The organism is Streptomyces sp. NPDC048659 (assembly GCF_040650575.1).
Lineage (GTDB): Bacteria > Actinomycetota > Actinomycetes > Streptomycetales > Streptomycetaceae > Streptomyces.
Map to the genome: position 1 here is coordinate 57297 of NZ_JBEZHM010000041.1, position 16867 is coordinate 74163.

A 16867-nucleotide genomic window follows, 5' to 3' on the forward strand; every position below is an offset into this window, starting at 1 on the left:
TCATGCCTCCGTGGTCTCGGCGTGCGGGTGGGCCGGGTCGCCGGCACCGGCCGGGCTTCCGGCACCGGCGGGCCGCCCGCTCCCGGTCCCGGTGAGGCGGGCCGTCAGTTCGAGGTAGACGTCCTCCAGGCTGGCGGAGCGGGTCTGGACGCCGTCGAGGCCGACCAGCCGGTCCACGGCGGACAGCACCCGCCCGGACGCGTGCGTCTCCAGGACCAGCGAACCGCCCTCGACGCCGACCCGCTCCACGCCCTCGATCGCCGCGGCCCGGTCCTCGTCGAGGCGCCCCAGCGGCAGCAGCACCCGGCTCGGCGCCCGGGACGCGCCGACCAGGTTGTGCGGCGAATCGGTCACCGCGATCCGGCCGTCCACCAGGATGCCGATCCGGTCGCACAGCGCCTCCGCCTCGTCGAGGTGGTGCGTGGTGTGCACGATGGTGCGGCCCTCCGCCTTCAGGCCGCGCAGCACCTCCCACAGAGCGCGGCGGGCTTGCGGGTCGAGGGCGGCGGTCGGCTCGTCCAGGAAGATCAGCTCGGGGCCGTGGACCAGCGCGGAGGCGATGGCGAGCCGCTGCCGCTGCCCGCCGGACAGGTTCTCCACCTGGACCCGGCGCTGTTCGGTGAGGCCCACCGACGCGAGGGTCGCGTCGACGGCACCCTCGGGCGCGCCGTACAGGGCGGCGACGGTCCGCAGGTGCTCCCGCGCGGTCTGCCGGACGAAGAACGCGGAGCTCTGGGTCTGCACGCCGATCCGGGGGAGCAGCGCGGTGTCGCGGGGCCACGGCGAGCGGCCGAAGACGGCGACCGTGCCCGAGTCGGCCCGGCGCAGCCCCTCCATGATCTCGATCAGGGTGGACTTGCCCGCACCGTTGGGGCCGAGCAGACCGAAGAACTCGCCCCGGTGGATCTCCAGGGTGACGTCGTCCACCGCCTGGCGGTCCCCGTAGCGCTTGGAGACTCCCCGGACCTGGACGGCGGCGGTCGGCGAACCGTCCGCGGCGGATGTGGTTGACATGGCCGGTACCTCATTCATGTGGTGCGTGGTTCCTTCGGGTCATCGGTCATCGGTCGTCGGTCATCGGTCATCAGGCATCGGGGCATCGGGGCATCGGGGAATCGGGGAATCGGGTCGTCGGGTCAGCCGAGCAGTCGGAGCACGAACGCGACGGTCCCCGCCGCGGCGAGGAGGATCAGGACGGTCGAGCCGATCGCGTACGCGGTGTAGACGCGCCGGGCCCGGGCCGGATACGCGGCGAGGGCGGCGGCCCCTTCGGCGCCCCGGCGGCGCAGGGCGAGGTAGGCGCGGGTCTCGGGGGCGAGGTGGTCGGCGCCGAGGGCGTGTCCGAGCATCCGGTAGCCGTCGAGCGGCGGCAGCGGGACGAGGTTGCTCAGCGCCTGGAGCGTGCCGAACGCGAGGAGGCCGGAGAGCGGCACCCGTTCCGGCGCCCCGGCGGGCAGCAGGGCCCACCAGACGCCGAACGGCAGCAGGAGCAGCAAGTTGAGGTGGGCGCCTGCCCCGGCGACCACCAGTTTGGCCCGCCGTCCGGGCAGGAAGAGGTAGTCGTCCACGGTGCAGTAGAGGAGGACGGCGGGCAGCCGCCAGCGCAGGCCGATCTCGGCGACGTGGCCGCCGTAGTGCTGGGCGGCGACGCCGTGGGCCAGCTCGTGCAGGGTGATGCTGGCCCAGAGGTACAGCGCGACACCCGCCAGCGCGACCGGCTGCCGGACGAGTTGGGCCGTGCCGTCGAGCAGCGCTCCCGCGTCCCAGGCCAGCCGCCCCAGGAGGACGAGGACGGCGGCGAGCAGCGGGAGCTGCACGGCCGGGTGGAGCAGCGGGCGCAGCGCGCGGTGCAGCCGGGCGGTGGTCGCGTCGGCGTCCGCGACCATCCGGCGGGTGCCCCGCCAGAAGGAGTTGGGGCGGTCGGGCGGGGCCGGCCGGGGGGCGGGGTCGGGCGCGCCCGCGAGCAGGCCCCGGGTGCCGAGCAGGCCGAGGAGCCGGTTCCAGTGCTCCTCGCCGAGCCGGCGGCCGAACTCCCGCGCGTACAAAGGCGCCAGGTCGTCCAGGGCGCGCGTCCCGTCGAGCCGCGCCATCAGGAAGTGCTCCTTGACACCCACCTCGAACGCGTCGCCGGTGACCGGGTGCCGGACCAGGTGCACGGTGCGGGGGCCGCGCAGCAGCGGCGGGCCGATCAGCACCCCGGTCCGGAGCGCGGGGCGGTAGGCCCGCGCGGCGGCGGCGGTCACGCGTCGGCCGCCGAGGCCCGCGGGTCCCGCAGGACCTGGCCGAGGGCGTAGGACAGGTACGCCTCGTCGCGGATCGTCACGTGCAGCCGGTTGTTGGTCATGTGCATGTACGGGGAGAGGAGCCGGGGCAGGACCGACGGCAGAGCGGTGAGCGGCGCGAGCGGCACGGTGTCGGCCGGCTCCGTCCGCAGTTGCCCGGTGTCCTCGCGGGCCGGGCCCTCGTGGAGCGGGAACAGCAGCTCGCCCCGCCCGGCCAGATCCGCGATCCGGCCCCGGAGTTCGAGGCAGTGCTCCGCCCAGCCCCGCAGGAACGAGGGCAGCCGCCCCAGCTCGCCCGCCGCGACGGCGCCCCGCACGGCGGCGAACCGGCGCCCCAGGGCGGGCGCCATCTCGGCGTAGTTCCGCTCGTACTCCTCCGAGCCGATGAAGCCGGTCCCGGGGAACGCCCGGTGCCAGAACGCGTAGTATCCGTCCAGGTAGTCGGCGAGCCGGTCCTCCTCCGGCAGGAAGCAGCTCGCCATCACCATCATCAGCTGCGCCGACGTGCCGAGCAGCACCGTCCGCAGGTGCAGGTTCATGGTGCGGAACGCGTCGACGACCAGCTCGCTGGAGTGCCGGAAGTGCCACTCGGCGAGCTCCACCCCGGCCGGGCCGCCGTACTTGGCGTACTCGGGGGCGTACGGCTCCTCGCTGAACGTGTTGTTCGGCCGCAGCCGCATCCGGCCGTCCTCGCCCATGTACCGGCCCCGGTCCTCGCCGGGGAACTCGATGTCGAACAGGGCGTTGTAGAAGTCCTTGAGGAAGCCCGAGTCGACCTCGTACAGCGCGGGGCGGCTCTTCAGGAAGGCGGTCAGCGCCTCCTCGGCCCGGCGCCGCACCTCCTCGGCGGCCTCCGGGCTCGCGGGCCGCAGCCGCAGCCGCACGTGCGGGCCCTCCAGCCAGTAGTTGATGAAGAAGTGCCCCGCGAGCAGCCCCTCCTCGGTCAGCTGGGCGACCAGCGGGCGGACGCAGTCCACCAGCATCGGACGTGGGCTGGCGGCGTAGAACACGTGCAGCGCGATCCACTCGCCTGGCCCGGCCGCGGCGAGCGGTCCGGAGGGGGAGTGCGGCGAGATCAGTTCCGGCATGACGGGCCGTCCTCCGTGCGGTGGTGGTGGCGGGTGGTGAAGGTCTCCACGGCCAGTTCGGCCACGTGCCGTCCCTCGGGCGAGGACAGGTGCAGCCCGTCCTCGGCCGGCAGCATCTCGCGCAGCACGACCCCGGCGCCGGGCTCCCGGTCGATCAGGGCGTCGAACGAGGTCAGCGACAGCGGGCTGGCGAAGTCCACGTACACGGGCTTGGCCCCCAGCGGCCTGCGGCCGTCCCGCAGCACCGTGGCGAAGACCTGCTCGGGCAGGCCGTGCCGGTGTCGCCAGCGCCGCCACTCCAGATACCAGTCGGCCTCCTCCGCCCCCGCGCGCCGCACCGGCAGCACGGCGGCGTCCGCCGTCCAGGCCCGCCGGCTCAGCACCAGGCCGCCGTGGACCACCCGCGGCCTGCGGGTCACCCCGTCGACGGCGGGCCCCTCGGGCACCCCGCCCCACACGTCCGTCGGGGTCATCGAGCTCGGCGAGAGCAGCAGCAGGGTGCGCGGGATCTCCGGCAGGGCCACCGGCACGAGGTAGCCGAGGTAGACCGGCAGCACCTCGCGGCCGAGCCGCCGCGACCGCAGCACGAGCCGGTCGGTGGCCTCGTCGTGCTCCAACGACAGGTCGCCCAGCTCGATCCGGGCCTCGACGGGCACCGTGGATGTCTCGCCGGGACACACGATCTGATAGTCCGTCAGGCGTCCGTGCAGGTTCAGATTGCTGGTGACCGGGCCACCGGTCAGCTCCGCGAACACCGCCCCGCGCGGCTGCCGTTCGCGCAGCTCGGCGCGCAGCCGCTCCGAGAGCCCGGCCCCGCCGGACCCCGGCAGCCCGCCGGAGCCCGGCGCCCCGTCGTAGACGTGCGTGAACCGGCTGAAGGGGAAGGCGAGTCCACCGTACGAGCGGTTCAGCACCACCCGGGCCTCCGCCCCGCCGTCGGGGCCGGGCAAGGCCACCTGGAGGTGATGGCTCTGCGGCGTGAACGCCCCGGCCAGCGGCTCCAGTCGCCCCGCCACCTCGTCCAACAGCCCGGCGGGCAGCGTCATTTCCACCCCTGACCCCTGCCGCTCCCACAACTCCCGCATCCCCGCCACGAAACACCGGCGGGCGTCGTCCAGCCCGCGCATCGCGGGCTGACCCAGCCAGTTCTCCTCGGGAACGTACCTCCCGTCCGCGTCGAACGGCGTCCGCTTCGCGGCGAACGACACGTACTGGTCGAAGAAGTCCTCGTGGAAGTCGTGCACCAGACCCAGCAGATCGTCGCAGCGCCCGCCGCGCCCGTACCGGGCCAGGAAGAAGCCGTGCAGGGTGATGCGGTGCGGCAGCGTCAGGTCGAACATCGGCAGCACCCCCTCGACCGCGCGCAGCGCCGCCAGCGCCGCCTCGGGCAGCGCCCCCGTCCCGCAGGGCAGGTCCTCGCCCGCGCTGACGTCCTCGTACAGCAGCGTGCGCGGCAGCGTCGGCTCCGTCGCCCCCAACACCCGCTGAGCGTCGAGGAGTTGCTCGCGGAGGCTGCCGAGGAGCGCCCGCCGCCCGGCGAGCCCGGCGGCGGGATACGCGGCCAGGCAGGCGGCCGGGCCGTCCAGCGCGGCGGCCAGGTCGTCGGCCCAGGGCGCCGCGAGGCCGCGCAGGACCGCCTGGAAAGCGGCCAGCGGGTCGGGGCCGTGCACATCCGCCCGCAGCCCCGGCACCTGCACCATGCCGAGCTCCAGCAGCGCGGCGGCGTAGCGCTCGCACGCGGCGGGATCGGCGCCGTGCGCCTCGCCCAGCCACGCGACCAGGTCGCGGTGGCGCAGCCCCTCGGCCCCGTCGAGGAACGCCAGCAGACGGTCCAGGGTGCCGCCGCCCCGCAGGTAGAACAGCCGGTCGCGGACCGAGTCGAACGTGACGGCCGCGTCGTCGTCGCCGCTCGTCACCCACTGGCGCACGTACCGGATCCGGTCCTCGTCCCGCCCCCACCCGGGCGACAGCGCGACCGGCAGGTCCAGGCGGCGCACCGGATCGGCGACGATCAGCTCGGCCAGCCGCCCCAGGGCGACGACGTTCAGCCGCACGTGCCCGGTCCGGCTCTCCGGCCCGCCGATCCGCAGCTCGGCACCCCCGTCCGCCGCCGGTGCGAAGACGCCGGTCGCCACCGGGGTGAGCGTGCCGAACGGGCTCGTCTTGCACGCCGTCCGGTGAAGGTAGGCGAGCGCCGAGCGCTCCACCTTGCGCATCCGCTTGTCCGGCACGTCACGGCTGTCGCGCAGATACGCGTCGAGCCGCCCGTCCAGCACCGGCGACGCCAGCAACAGCCCCCGCCGCAGGGGCTCCCGAGTGAGCACAGCCTTCAACTCGGCGCGAGCCGCGCGCAGTTCGCCGGACAGCAGGGCCGGGCCCGTCGCCAGGAGGTCCGCGTACCCGACCCGCTCGTCCAGCCAGGCCGACAGCCGCGCCCCGACGGCCGTGTCGAGCCCGGCCACCAGCCGCACGGCCGCCGCCGGATCGGCGGGCAGCCGGTTGTTGAAGACCTGGCGGCGCAGCGCGAGGAGCGCCCGGCGGGCCTCGTCGCCGTCCGCGTCGGCCGCCTCCAGCAGGGCGTGCAGCGCGTCGCTCAGGGCGGCGCCGCCGTCGCCGAGCCGGCGCTCCCGGGCCAGCGCCTCGTCGGCCCACGCCCGGGTCAGGGGGCAGCGAAGCCCGTGCACGGCCGCCACGGGCAGCCCGGCGGCGCGCAGCAGGAAACGACGGCCGAGCTCCCAGGACGTACCCGCGCGCGAGCCGCCGCCGGTGCCCGCATCCGTATCGCCGCCGGTACCGCCGCCGCTCCCGGTGTCGGATTCCGCATCCGCATCCGCATCCGCATCTGTGCCGGTGATCAGGGTCATCGTCGCTCCCCCTCAGGCGATCTCGTGACGGAAGTCGGCCGGGTCCGGCCGCTCGTTGCCCAGCGGCATGATCAGCAGCGGTGCCTCGCCGGTGTCCTCAAGGCCGAGTCGCTCGACGAACGACACGTTGTCGAAGCCGAGCGCCACCCCCGCGCCCAGCGACAGCGCGGACGCCGCCAGGTAGAAGGTCTGCGCCACGGCCCCCGCCGCGCCCACGGCGAGCCGGTAGCCCCGGTCCCCGACCGCGTCCAGGACGGCGCCCGTGCACACCGTCGGCACCAGGACGACCCCGGCCCGTTCCAGGTTGTAGTTGGCCAGGAAGTAGTTCTCCTGGACGAACGCCCCCTGCGGACCGGGGACGACGAGCGCGAGTTCGCCCGCGTCGGGGTCGTAGACGTACGCGCCGGGCGCGATGCCCTCGACGTGGTGGACGAACGCGTACAGCCGCACCTGCCGCAGGGTGCCGTCCGGGTCGGCCTCCCCGCCGAGCGAGGTCGCCGCGCACGCCGCGAGCACCGACGACAGCTGCCCGGGGGTGACGGGCACCGCCGGGTCGAACCGGCCGAAGCTGCTGCGCCGGGTCCGCAGCACCCGCCGCACCGGCGTCTCGGGGAAGTCGGGCGCGGGCAGGGCGATCCGGGTGCCGCCCGCGGGCACCGGCCGGGCCGCCGAGAGGGCGAGCGCGCCGGGCGCGGGCCGGTCGGCGGCGCCCGTGAGGGCCGCCGCGTGCATCGCGAGCACCGTGGGGAACGCGATGACGGTCCGGGAGCGTTCGGCGTCCCGGTGCCGCACCGAGGGGTCGGGCCCGACGGCGACGGCCGTACGGGTGGGGGAGCCGTCGCTCTCGGACGCGGAGGCGGCGTCGCCCGCGTCGGCCGGGCGCGCGTCGCCCGCCCACCGCAGCGGGACGACGGCGAAGACGCCCTCCTCCTCGCCGACGGTGCCGAGCAGCCCGTTGAGGCGCGGCTCGTCGAACCACAGCACCGGCGCGGTCCGCAGCCCGTGGGCGGCGGCCCAGATCCGCCAGGTCCCCAGCAGCGTCCCCACGTCGGTGCAGACCACGTGGTAGCCGAAGCTGTTGTACTTGAACGCCGTCTGCCAGTACTTCACGGTGAGGATCAGGTACTGGTCCGTCTCCAGCGCCTCGGCCGGGGCGTCCGGCCCCAGCGCCTCGCGCACCCGGGCCGTCACGTCGCCCGTCAACAGGCGCCGCAGGCCGTGGTGTTGCACGTCGTAGTAGTGGATGCCCGGGGTGAGCGGGCCCGACGGGCCGCACGCCCAGTGGACGCCGACCGGGTAGAGGCCGCCGCCGCCCGCCGTGCCGCGCGACCAGTTGGCGTGCGGGTACGAGGGCAGCCCGGACAGGTCGCTGTTGGCCTGGATCCCGAGCCGGCGTCCGGTCAGCCCGTACGAGTCCTTGAGCATCGCCGACAGCAGCGGCAGCGTGAAGGCGCCGGGGGCGGCGCCGGGCGTGCCGCCGGGGCCGGGGAGCAGGCCCGCCCGCGCGGGCGCGTCGGGCAGGTCGTCCCCGTCGGGCAGCGCGTAGCACTCCGTACCGGGATGGAACTTGCCCCGGCGCGGCCCGTCGGGCCAGTCGGGGACGAAGTCGGCGGGCTCCATCGGAACGCGGCCGCGGCGCAGGACGGCGTCGGCGTACTCGTGGGCGTACCCCATGGGGGCGGTCTCCTTTCGGACGGCGTGCGGGACGGACACCGCTACGGGAAGGGGTGGGGTGCGGGATGGAGACCGGCGGCGCCGAGCGCGGCGCGCATCCGGGGCATGTGCCGGGCCCGCTGCCGGGACCAGCCGAAGTCGATGGGCAGCAGACCGGGCACCAGGACCTTCACGGTGTGCAGCCCCAGCGCGCGCTGCTCGGGCAGGGTCTGGTCGACCACCACCACGTCGAGGCCCGCCGCCGTCACCGCGCCGACCGCGCGCCGCAGGTCCTCGCGCACGTCCGTGGCGACGGCGGGGCCGCCCGGTGCCGCCCGCCCTGCGTCGGGCCGGGCGAGGTCGGCGACGGCGAGCGGCGGCCGGGGGTCCGGCTGCCGCAGCAGGAAGTCGGCGTGCCGGCCCATCTCGGGGACCCCGTACAGGAGGGGGTGGTCGTGGAGGGTGGTGACCAGGTCGAAGTCGGCGGCCATCGCCCGCAGCCGGGCCTCGTCGCGCCGGGTCCTGCCCACCAGGTTGACGGCGTCGGTGGCGATCTCGCACAGCGCCGCGTCGAGGGCGGACTCGGGGTCGAGGCCCGCGCCCGCGCCGAAGCACATGCGGCCGAGGCCCCCGTCGAAGCGCTCGGCGCACGCGGTGACCACCGGGACCGGGAGGTCGGCGCGGGTGTCGAAGAACCGCGCCCGGTAGCCGTACATCGCGAGCCGCTCGACGAGATGGCGGGTGCCCGGCCGGGTGCTGGTCGCCGGGTCGATCTCGCGCAGCGGGACCTGCCCGTACCAGGCCAGCAGGAAGGCGTCGCGCTCGATCACCTCCATCAGGCCGAAGTACACGGCCTCCGCCAGACTGCCGCCGGACGCGCACCCGTTGGAGCTCTCCTGGACGAACCGGTTCTCCAGGCCCGGGGCGTGGTAGTACGCCAGGATCTCCGGCACCGCCCGCGCCGCCCCGTCGCGCAGCGACCAGCCCCACACCCAGGGGATCTTCCGGTCCGGGGCGAAGGGCCGCACGCGCGGGTTGTCGCGGTGGAAGGCGTCCGCGTACAGACCGGTCACGCGCGGGTCGACGGCGACCGCGCCGAGCTCGTCAAGGGACGCCCGGAGCCAGGCCTTCCGGGTCCGGGCGCGCATCCCCGCGTACCGTTCGAGCCCCTCCAGCACCCCGATGTCCCGGCTGTGCGCGTACGAGTCGGCGTGCCCGCCCCAGAACGTCTCGCGCAGGTACTCCCCGGACCGGGACGAGAAGCAGCCCACGGTGGCCGAGGTGGTCGTCGAGGCCACGTCGAGGACGACGGACGGGCCGATCGCCCCCCAGTGGGGGTTGGCGAACGCGTCCACGGGCAGCGCGTAGTCCTCGATCCGGCGCACCCGGAAGACACCGGGCCGGTACTTCGGGGCCGGCGGCGGCGCCAGGACGGCCGCCTCGGCGGTGTCCTCCTCGGGGGTCCCGCAGTGCGGGCACTCCGGGTCCGGCACGAGCGGATGGGCGCGTACGGTCATGGCGTCGAGGTCCAGCAGATGGACCCGGGGGAACGGCCCGGCCGCCGGCTCCCCGGCCGCGAGCCCCGCGATCAGCGTGGCGACGGCCTCGGCGGCGAACGGCACGCCGTACGGCCAGTCGCCCGCGGACCGGGTCCCGGAGCCGCGCTCGACCGCCTCCCGCAGCGGCACCGAGCGCACCGCCTGCCAGCGCCGCCGCAGACAGGTCGCGCACCCGGCCCGGCCCGCGCGGCCGGTCTCCCCGGGCGCCGCGGGCCACGGCCCGACGAGGACCTGGCGCCCGTGGAGGTGCACGGGCAGGGCCGCGCCCTGCGGTCCGCCGGGCGCGGCGAACGCGTCCTCGACGCCCAGCACGTCCACGGTGACGGCGGGGAGCGAAACCCCCGCGTCCGTGCCCTGTTCGGCCAGCGCGGCCCGCAGCGCGTCGCCGAACCGGGAGGCGGGCGCGGCCTGGGGGATGTCGGCGGCGGCGCCCGGCGGCGGCGCGCTCCCCACGTGCGGCGGAGCCACGGCCCCGGCTCTCATCGGGCGTCCCGGGTGAGCAGGACGCGCACGGTGTGGATGCCCGCCGTCGGCAGGTCGGCGGCGTGCGTGGGCACGACGAAGGCGTCGCGCCCGGCGGCGGCGAGGCGTTCCAGCACGTGGGCCCAGTCGACGGGGGCGCCGGGCGACGGCGCCGGGCCGTCCACGGTGACCGGCACGAGCGCCGGGACGAGGTCGCGCAGCAGCGGGTCGCCGCCGTCCATGGCCAGCTCCTCCCCGGCGAGCTGGACCTCGCCCAGGAGGTCGCGGACCGCGTCGACGGCCGCCGAGGTCAGGTCGAGCGCGGCGCCGACCGCCCAGCGGCCGGGGGCCGTGCCGTCGGCCGGTGTCCGGGCCAGGACGACCGACGCGCCGGAGCGGTCCCGCTCGCCGAGGTCCAGGAGCTCGACGGTGAGGCCGAGCAGCGCGGCCGAGCGGAGCAGGAAGGTCGTCTCCGGGTCTGTGCCGAAGGCGTCGGGGGCGATCTGCGCGATGGCCCCGGCGCCCGACACGGCCCGCCGCAGCGCGTCGTGGGCGAGCGCCGACAGCAGCCCGGCCGCCGCCGCCTCGGGCAGGTCCGAGCCCGCGCCCGCGCCGGCCCGGGTCGGCTCGAAGCGGCGCGCCGCGTTGTCGGGGCCGAAGGGGCGCACGGCGCCCGCCGGGACCCGTACGAGCTCCTTGGTCAGCAGCGAGGTGGCCGCCGTCCAGGCGATGGCCCCGCCGGTGCGGCCGGTGCCCGACGCGAGGGTGAGGTCGTCGGGGGCGACGGCGGGCAGCGCGTCCAGCGGCTCGGCGAACACGGCGGCGGGGACGGTGTGTTCGGCGTGGACGACGGCGGCGGCGTTCAGCGCCCGCAGCCGGGCGCCGGCCGTGTGGTGCACGTCGAAGGCGGTGATCGTACGGCCGCCGCCGGGCCCGTGGCCGAGGACGACCGCGCCCACCTTGAGGGGCGTCTGCGTCACCGGCTCGTCCGCGTACGAGGTGAACACCCCGGTGAAGGGGCGGACGAGCACCGAGCGCCGCTCCAGCTCCGCCAGCGGCCCCTGGGCGGCGTCGTCGTCGGGCGCGGTGGCGACCGTCGGCAGGAAGGCGGGGCGCGGCGGCGCCGATGTCACGTCGACCGGCTCGGGCAGGGCGGCGGCGGTCGAGCAGAACGGGCAGCGCGGGTGCGGGAGCAGCGGCTCCGACGCGACGTCGAGGGTGGCCATGGACTGGACGAGGACCCGGTCCCGGGTCTCGGCCGGCATGGCCCCGGTGACCAGCCGGAACACCTCGTAGCCGAGCAGGTTCCCGAGCATCGCGGCGAGCGGGCCGGTCGGCCCGGCCCCGGGTGTGCCGGTGCCGAGCGCGGCGCCGCTCCACAGCTCCGCCGCGTCCGCGGCGGCCGAACCGCCGCCCAGGCCGCCGCCCGAGCCGAGCCGGAGCGCGGCGCAGGCCCAGCAGGCCGCCGAGTCGGCCGAGGACACCGGGCCGACGACGGCCAGGCCGCCGAACGTCCACGCGGGCAGCAGCGTACGGCCCGGGGGCACGCCCTCGCGCAGCAGCGGCAGCACCAGCCCCGGGACGCCGGACCCGGCGGCGGCCACCACCACGTCGTAGCCCTCGTACGCCGCCCAGGCGGCACGGCCGGCGGCCGGGTCCGGGTCCGGCAGCGGGGCCAGCTCGACCGGGCAGCCCTCGTCGGCGAGCGCGGCGGCCTCCGCGCGGACGGCCGCGAACTCCTCCGCCGTCACCGCGCCGGAGCCGTCGGTGAGGGCGCGGTCCACGCCGACGGCGGCGCAGCCGTTGCGGAGGAGGGAGAGCACGCACCAGCGGGCCACCGGGCCGTCGCCGAGGACGGCGACCCGGGTGCCCCGGAAGCGCGCGAAACGCTCCTCGGCGCCGTCGGCGTAGTGGTCGAGGTAGCCGATCTGCGGGGCGAAGCGGGCGGCGGCCTCCGGCGTGGGCGTGGGCGCGGCGGAGCCGGCGGTCTCGTCCGGCGCCGGCACGGGACGGGCGAAGCCCCGCCCGTACAGCGCCCGCACCAGCTCGCCCACCATGGCCTTCTGCGCGTCCCCGAATCCGGCGCATATCTCCTCGACGGCTCTGCTGCCGTCGAGATACGGCATGAGGAGGGTCGCGAAGCGGTAGCCGGACTTCGCGGTGAGCTGGAAGCCGCCGTCGGCGTTGTGGAAGATCACGCCGTCGGGGGTCTGGGTGAACAGGACGTCCCGGCGGACCCGGGGCCGGGTTCCGGCGATCTCCGCGTACGACGTAAGGGTCATGCGTGCGTCACACCTCTCGGTACGGGGGTGGTGGGGAGGGGGCGGTGTGGTGAGGGTGGTGGGGGTGGAGTGGTGCGTGTGGTCGGAGTGTTCGGTGCGGACGGGGGCGCGGGCCGTGCGGGAGGGCGGTCGGGTGTCACGGTCCGGGGCGGGTGGCCCCGGCGGGTCACCTCAGGGCGGGCGGCCGGGTCCCGTCCCGCCGCTGTGTGTCACCGGCCCCGTCGTGGCCCCGGTACCGGGGCGGGCGCGGCAGCGCGGGGGAGCGGCCGGGGGCGGCATCGGCGGCGCGGCGGGCGTGGGCCCGCAGCAGCTCGTGCGCCCAGAACGCGCCGGGCTGCCCCTCCTCCAGGAGACCGGCGTCGAGCAGCCGCTCGATCACCTGCTCCGCCGTGTCCTCCGGCAGCCCGAGGAGTCCGGCCGCCACGGCGGCGGTGAACGGATCGTGCGGCGACGCGGCGAGCCGGAGATGGGCCTTCGCCAGCGCGGGCGGCAGCCGCCGCAGGGCCTCGTCGAACCGCTGCGGCACCGACATCCGGGGATCGTCCGCGAGGCTGAGCCGGCCCACGGGGTCGTGCCGGAGCCAGTCGGCGTAGTCGGCCAGGCGCAGCCGGGGACGGGTCAGGAGCCGGGCGGCGGCGATCCGCAGGGCCAGCGGATGGTGCCCGCAGGCGTCCGCGAGGGGCAGCGCCGCGTCCGGTTCGGCGGCCAGGCGCTCCCGGCCGAGCACGGCGGTCAGCAGCTCCCGCGACCGCTCCGGGGCGAGCGCTCCGAGCCGGTGCACGGTGCCGCCGTGGGTGGCGACGAGCGCGGCGAGCCCCATCCGGCTGGTGACGATCGCCGCGCCGCAGACGGGGGCGGCGAGCAGCGGGCGGACCTGGTCGGGGTGGACGGCGTCGTCCAGGACGAGGAGCGCCCGCGCCCGGCCCGCGCCGGGCCCGGCGGGCAGTGCGCGGCGCAGCTCCTCGGCGGCCTCCTCCGCCGGGCGGGGAGTGCCGTCGGCGCGGGTCAGCGGCACCAGGAGGCAGCCGTCCGGGAAGCGGCCGCTCACGAGACGGGCGACGTGCAGCGCGAGGGCGGTCTTGCCGATGCCGGGGGCCCCGGAGAGCACGGCGAACGGCGCGCGCCCGGAGCCGTCCTCGGGTCTGTCCGATCTCAACAGGCGTACGAGAGAGTCGACTTCGTACTCCCGCCCGGTGAAGCCGGGGGCGGTGTCGGGCAGGGCGCGCGGACCGGCGACGGGCGGGACGGCCGCCGGCTGCGGATGCGGTACGGGGGCCATGAGCGCGGGTGCGCTCGCGGGCGCGGCGACCGGCGCGAGCGCAGGTGGGGCCGTGGCCGCCGTGCTCCCGCCCGCCCTTCGTGCCGTCCCGCCGCCCGCGTCCCGCCCGAGCTCCTCGCCGCGCAGGATCGCCAGCTCCAGGCGCTGGAGTTCGGCCCGGGGATCGACGCCGAGCCGTTCGCGCAGGTGCTCCTTGATCCTGCGGTACTCGGCGAGCGCCTCGGTCTGCCGGCCCGTGCGGTAGAGGGCCTCGACGAGCTGCTCGGCGAAGCGCTCGTGGGCGGGGTATACGCGCGTAACCTCCCATAGATCGACGAGGGCTTCGCGACATCGGCCCTGCTCCAGCTCGATGTCGCAGACCCGCTCCAGGACCCGGAGCCGTTCCTCCGCGAGGCGGGGCACCTCGTCGCGGTGCAGCAGGTCGGAGGGGACGTTGGCGAGCAGACCGCCCTGCCACAGGGCGAGAGCGCTGCGCAGCGTGTACAGCTCCGAGCCGTCGTCACGGGCTCCGGCCCGCTCGACGAGCTGGCGGAAGTGGAGCAGGTCGAGCGTGTCGGCGTCGGCGTCGATCCGGTAGCCCCCGGCGACCGCGACGACGGCCTGGTGCTCGATGCCGTACTTGGCGAACAGGCGTCGCAGCCGCAGGACGCAGCTCTGGAGCGCGGTCTTGGCCGTGGCGGGGTGCTCCTCGCCCCAGACGAAGTCGCGGAGCCGGTCGGCGGGCACGACCGACCCCGGCCGGACGAGCAGCGCGGCGAGCAGCGCCGTGGGCTTGGAGGGCGGGAGCACCACGACGTCCCGCCCGTCGGTGACGCTCAGGGGCCCGAGCAATTGGAATCGCACCGTCGTCTTCGCCTTCCTCGTCCGCTGGTGCCGGGGGGATTCCTACGGATGGCCGGAGCTGTGCGGCCGGAGGCGTGAGGTGGGGGGCCGGGCGGGTGCAGCGAGCATGACGAACCACCGGGAAGGCAGAGGGGTGCGGGGGGTGTGCGGCGCTGGGCGGCCCCGGTCGGCGTCAGGGTCAGGAGGAAGGTACAGCGGTGACGGCGGGGAGGGGACGGGGCCTGCGCCCTTCCGGACATCCGGCGGTGCGCGGTTGACGGTGCGGCGTGATCCGTGCAGGGGGGCGTCGGTGGCGGGGGCCAGGGCACTCAGTGATGAGGTCATGACACCACCCGTCCGCTATCCGGACGCCGACCGAGAACGCCCCGCCGCCCCGGCGGAGTCGCGGTCCGGGTACGCCGGAGGCAAAGAATGGCCACTTTCGATCCATCCGGCTTCGGCCTCGATGGCCGTGAATCGTCGATGTCCCGGCGGGGCGCGTGCCCGCACCGCCGTGCGGCCGTCCGTGACCAGCGTGAACAACGCATCTCGACGAAACGTCCCATACACGAACACCCGGTGCGGCAGAGGTGCCGCCGGTCACCGGACACGCGCCGTGGCCGTCCGTGACGGAATCCGGTGACTTCCGGCCAACGCAACGAAAATGCTCGGAACGCGCCTAATCCGCGTAACCTGCATCCCTACGGAAAGACGACGGAAGAAGGCCAAGGCGGAGGAGCGGTCGATGGACGGCGTGAGCGGCGTGAGCGGATTCTGGTGGGTCGTGGCGGCCCTGCTCGTCGTGGCCACCCTCGTGGTCGCGGTCGTGCTGGCCGTACGCCTGTTCCGGGCGCGCAAGCTGCTCGCCGACACGGGCATCCCGCTCTCCCGCAAGCTGCTCTTCTGGGGCGCCCTGCTCTACCTGGTCAGCCCGGTCGACCTGCTCCCCGACCCGATCTTCCTCGACGACATCGGCATCCTGCTCGCGGCCCTCCGCTCCCTCCACCAGGCGGGCGCCCAGGCGGCACTGAAGCCGGCGGACCCGGCCGGGTAGTCCCCTCTCCGGCCACAGGGTGCGCGCGTACGCACACATGGCCGCCCGATGTGAGCGCGGTCAGGGAGCTTCGTGGTGCGCGCCGCCCTCCTCGCCGATGAGGTGCTTCCGGCCCCAGGCGCCCAGCGGGCCCAGGGCCTCGTTCAGGGAGACGCCGAGCGGGGTGAGGGCGTAGGTGACCCGGCGTACCGCCCCTTCGAGCGCCTCCTCCCGGGAGATCACGCGATCGCCCTCCAGCTCCCGCAGGTGCGAGGCGAGGACCTTCTCGGTGACACCAGGGATGCCGCGCTTCAGCTCGCCGAACCGGCGGGGCCCGCCGTCCAGCGCCCACAGGATGAGCACCTTCCACTTGCCGCCGACCACGTCGATCGCGGCGTCGATGCCGCACACATAGGTGTCCCGCCGAGTCATCCGCTCACCTTAAGGTAACCACCCACGAAAGAGTGCGTACTTGATCATGGTCCTGGCGTGGACGAGCCTGATCGGCATGGACGAACACAGCAATTCCAAGACCCCCGTCACGCTGCTCGGCCTTGGCAACATGGGCACCGCGCTCGCCCGTGCCTGGCTGGCCGCGGGCCACCCGCTGACCGTATGGAACCGCACTCCGGAAAGGGCCGAACCGCTGGTACGCGAGGGCGCCCGGGCGGCGGCCACCCCGGCCGAGGCGGTCGCCTCGGCGGCCGGCCCCGTCGTGCTCTGCCTGCTCGACGACGCTTCCGTGGGCGAGACGCTGGACGGCGCCGATCTGCGGGGCAAGGAGGTGGTGAACCTGACCACGAGCACCCCCGCCCAGTCCCGGGAGCGCGCCCGCTGGGCCGAGGAGCGCGGGGCCCGCGCCCTCAGCGGGGGCATCATGGCCGTGCCCCCGATGATCGGCCGGCCGGAGACCGGCGGCTACGTCCTCTACAGCGGGGACCGCGCGCTGTTCGAACGTCACCGCGAGACCCTGGCGGCTCCCGCCGGAACGAGGTTCGTCGGTGAGGACCCCGGCCACGCGGCGCTGCACGACATCGCCCTGCTCAGCGCGATGACCGGCATGTTCGCGGGCATGACCCACGCCTTCGCGTTGGTGGCCCCCGAGAAGGATCTCGACCGGAGCGGGTTCGCCGCGCTGCTCGCGGAATGGCTCGGCGCCATGTCCGGGGCCGCCCACGGCATCGCCGCCCAGCTGGAGAGCGGCGACTACACCCAGGGAGTCGCCTCCAGCCTCGCCATGATGGCGGCGGCCGACGACACGCTCCTGACCACGGCGCGGGACCAGTCCGTCGATCCCCGGCTCCTCGTCCCCTATATGGAGCTGATGCGCCGCAGGGTCGCCCAGGGCCACGGCGCCGAGGGGCTGGCGGGCGTCGTGGGGCTGCTGAGCGGTGAGTGACGTCCCCGAGGCGGCGGGCGACGTTCGTGACGAGTGGCCCGCCCCGGAGCGGACCAAGGACCCTCCCGGGTAGTTAAAGCCTCAACTACCTTGGGGGTGTCAGCCGCCGCGCATCCCGCGCGCACGCATCTCACTCAGGAGGCA

11 protein-coding genes are annotated in these 16867 nt (G+C 75.7%); 2 read left to right on the top strand and 9 right to left on the bottom strand.

What is annotated here, in order from left to right; all coding sequences use genetic code 11:
- The 8 genes from AB0C99_RS27215 to AB0C99_RS27250 all read right to left on the bottom strand — a co-directional run bounded on the left by AB0C99_RS27215 (window position 1) and on the right by AB0C99_RS27250 (window position 14312).
- Window positions 1-1032, bottom strand: a complete 1032-nt coding sequence (locus AB0C99_RS27215; RefSeq protein ID WP_362480164.1) for an ABC transporter ATP-binding protein — start codon at window positions 1030-1032, stop codon at window positions 1-3.
- A gap of 104 nt (window positions 1033-1136) precedes the next feature.
- Window positions 1137-2243, bottom strand: coding sequence for a M50 family metallopeptidase (locus tag AB0C99_RS27220; protein WP_362480167.1), 1107 nt, complete (start codon window positions 2241-2243; stop codon window positions 1137-1139).
- Window positions 2240-3370 carry a lantibiotic dehydratase C-terminal domain-containing protein gene (locus tag AB0C99_RS27225; protein ID WP_362480169.1) on the bottom strand — a complete coding sequence of 377 codons (1131 nt, stop codon included), beginning with the start codon at window positions 3368-3370 and terminating at the stop codon, window positions 2240-2242. The genes AB0C99_RS27220 and AB0C99_RS27225 overlap by 4 nt, the downstream gene beginning before the upstream one ends.
- Window positions 3358-6234, bottom strand: a complete 2877-nt coding sequence (locus tag AB0C99_RS27230) for a lantibiotic dehydratase (protein ID WP_362480172.1) — start codon at window positions 6232-6234, stop codon at window positions 3358-3360. The genes AB0C99_RS27225 and AB0C99_RS27230 overlap by 13 nt, the downstream gene beginning before the upstream one ends.
- A gap of 12 nt (window positions 6235-6246) precedes the next feature.
- Entirely contained in the window at window positions 6247-7908 is a 1662-nt protein-coding gene (locus AB0C99_RS27235; protein WP_362480175.1) for a nitroreductase family protein, read from the bottom strand.
- A gap of 41 nt (window positions 7909-7949) precedes the next feature.
- Window positions 7950-9812, bottom strand: coding sequence for a TOMM precursor leader peptide-binding protein (locus AB0C99_RS27240; protein WP_362480226.1), 1863 nt, complete (start codon window positions 9810-9812; stop codon window positions 7950-7952).
- Window positions 9813-9925: 113 nt separating this feature from the next.
- Window positions 9926-12190, bottom strand: a complete 2265-nt coding sequence (locus AB0C99_RS27245) for a TOMM precursor leader peptide-binding protein (protein ID WP_362480178.1) — start codon at window positions 12188-12190, stop codon at window positions 9926-9928.
- A 166-nt stretch (window positions 12191-12356) separates the two neighbouring features.
- A complete protein-coding gene (locus tag AB0C99_RS27250; RefSeq protein WP_362480180.1) occupies window positions 12357-14312 on the bottom strand; it encodes a BTAD domain-containing putative transcriptional regulator in 1956 nt (651 codons plus the stop codon).
- Window positions 14313-15036: 724 nt separating this feature from the next.
- Here AB0C99_RS27250 and AB0C99_RS27255 point away from each other — a divergent pair.
- Window positions 15037-15345, top strand: a complete 309-nt coding sequence (locus AB0C99_RS27255; RefSeq protein WP_362480183.1) for a YkvA family protein — start codon at window positions 15037-15039, stop codon at window positions 15343-15345.
- A gap of 60 nt (window positions 15346-15405) precedes the next feature.
- On the opposite strand, the gene AB0C99_RS27260 is transcribed toward AB0C99_RS27255, so the two are convergent.
- Window positions 15406-15756, bottom strand: a complete 351-nt coding sequence (locus AB0C99_RS27260) for a helix-turn-helix domain-containing protein (protein ID WP_362480186.1) — start codon at window positions 15754-15756, stop codon at window positions 15406-15408.
- Between the two features lie 46 nt (window positions 15757-15802).
- On the opposite strand from AB0C99_RS27260, the gene AB0C99_RS27265 reads away from it, so the two are divergent.
- Window positions 15803-16723 carry an NAD(P)-binding domain-containing protein gene (locus AB0C99_RS27265; RefSeq protein WP_362480229.1) on the top strand — a complete coding sequence of 307 codons (921 nt, stop codon included), beginning with the start codon at window positions 15803-15805 and terminating at the stop codon, window positions 16721-16723.
- Window positions 16724-16867 lie beyond the last annotated feature (144 nt).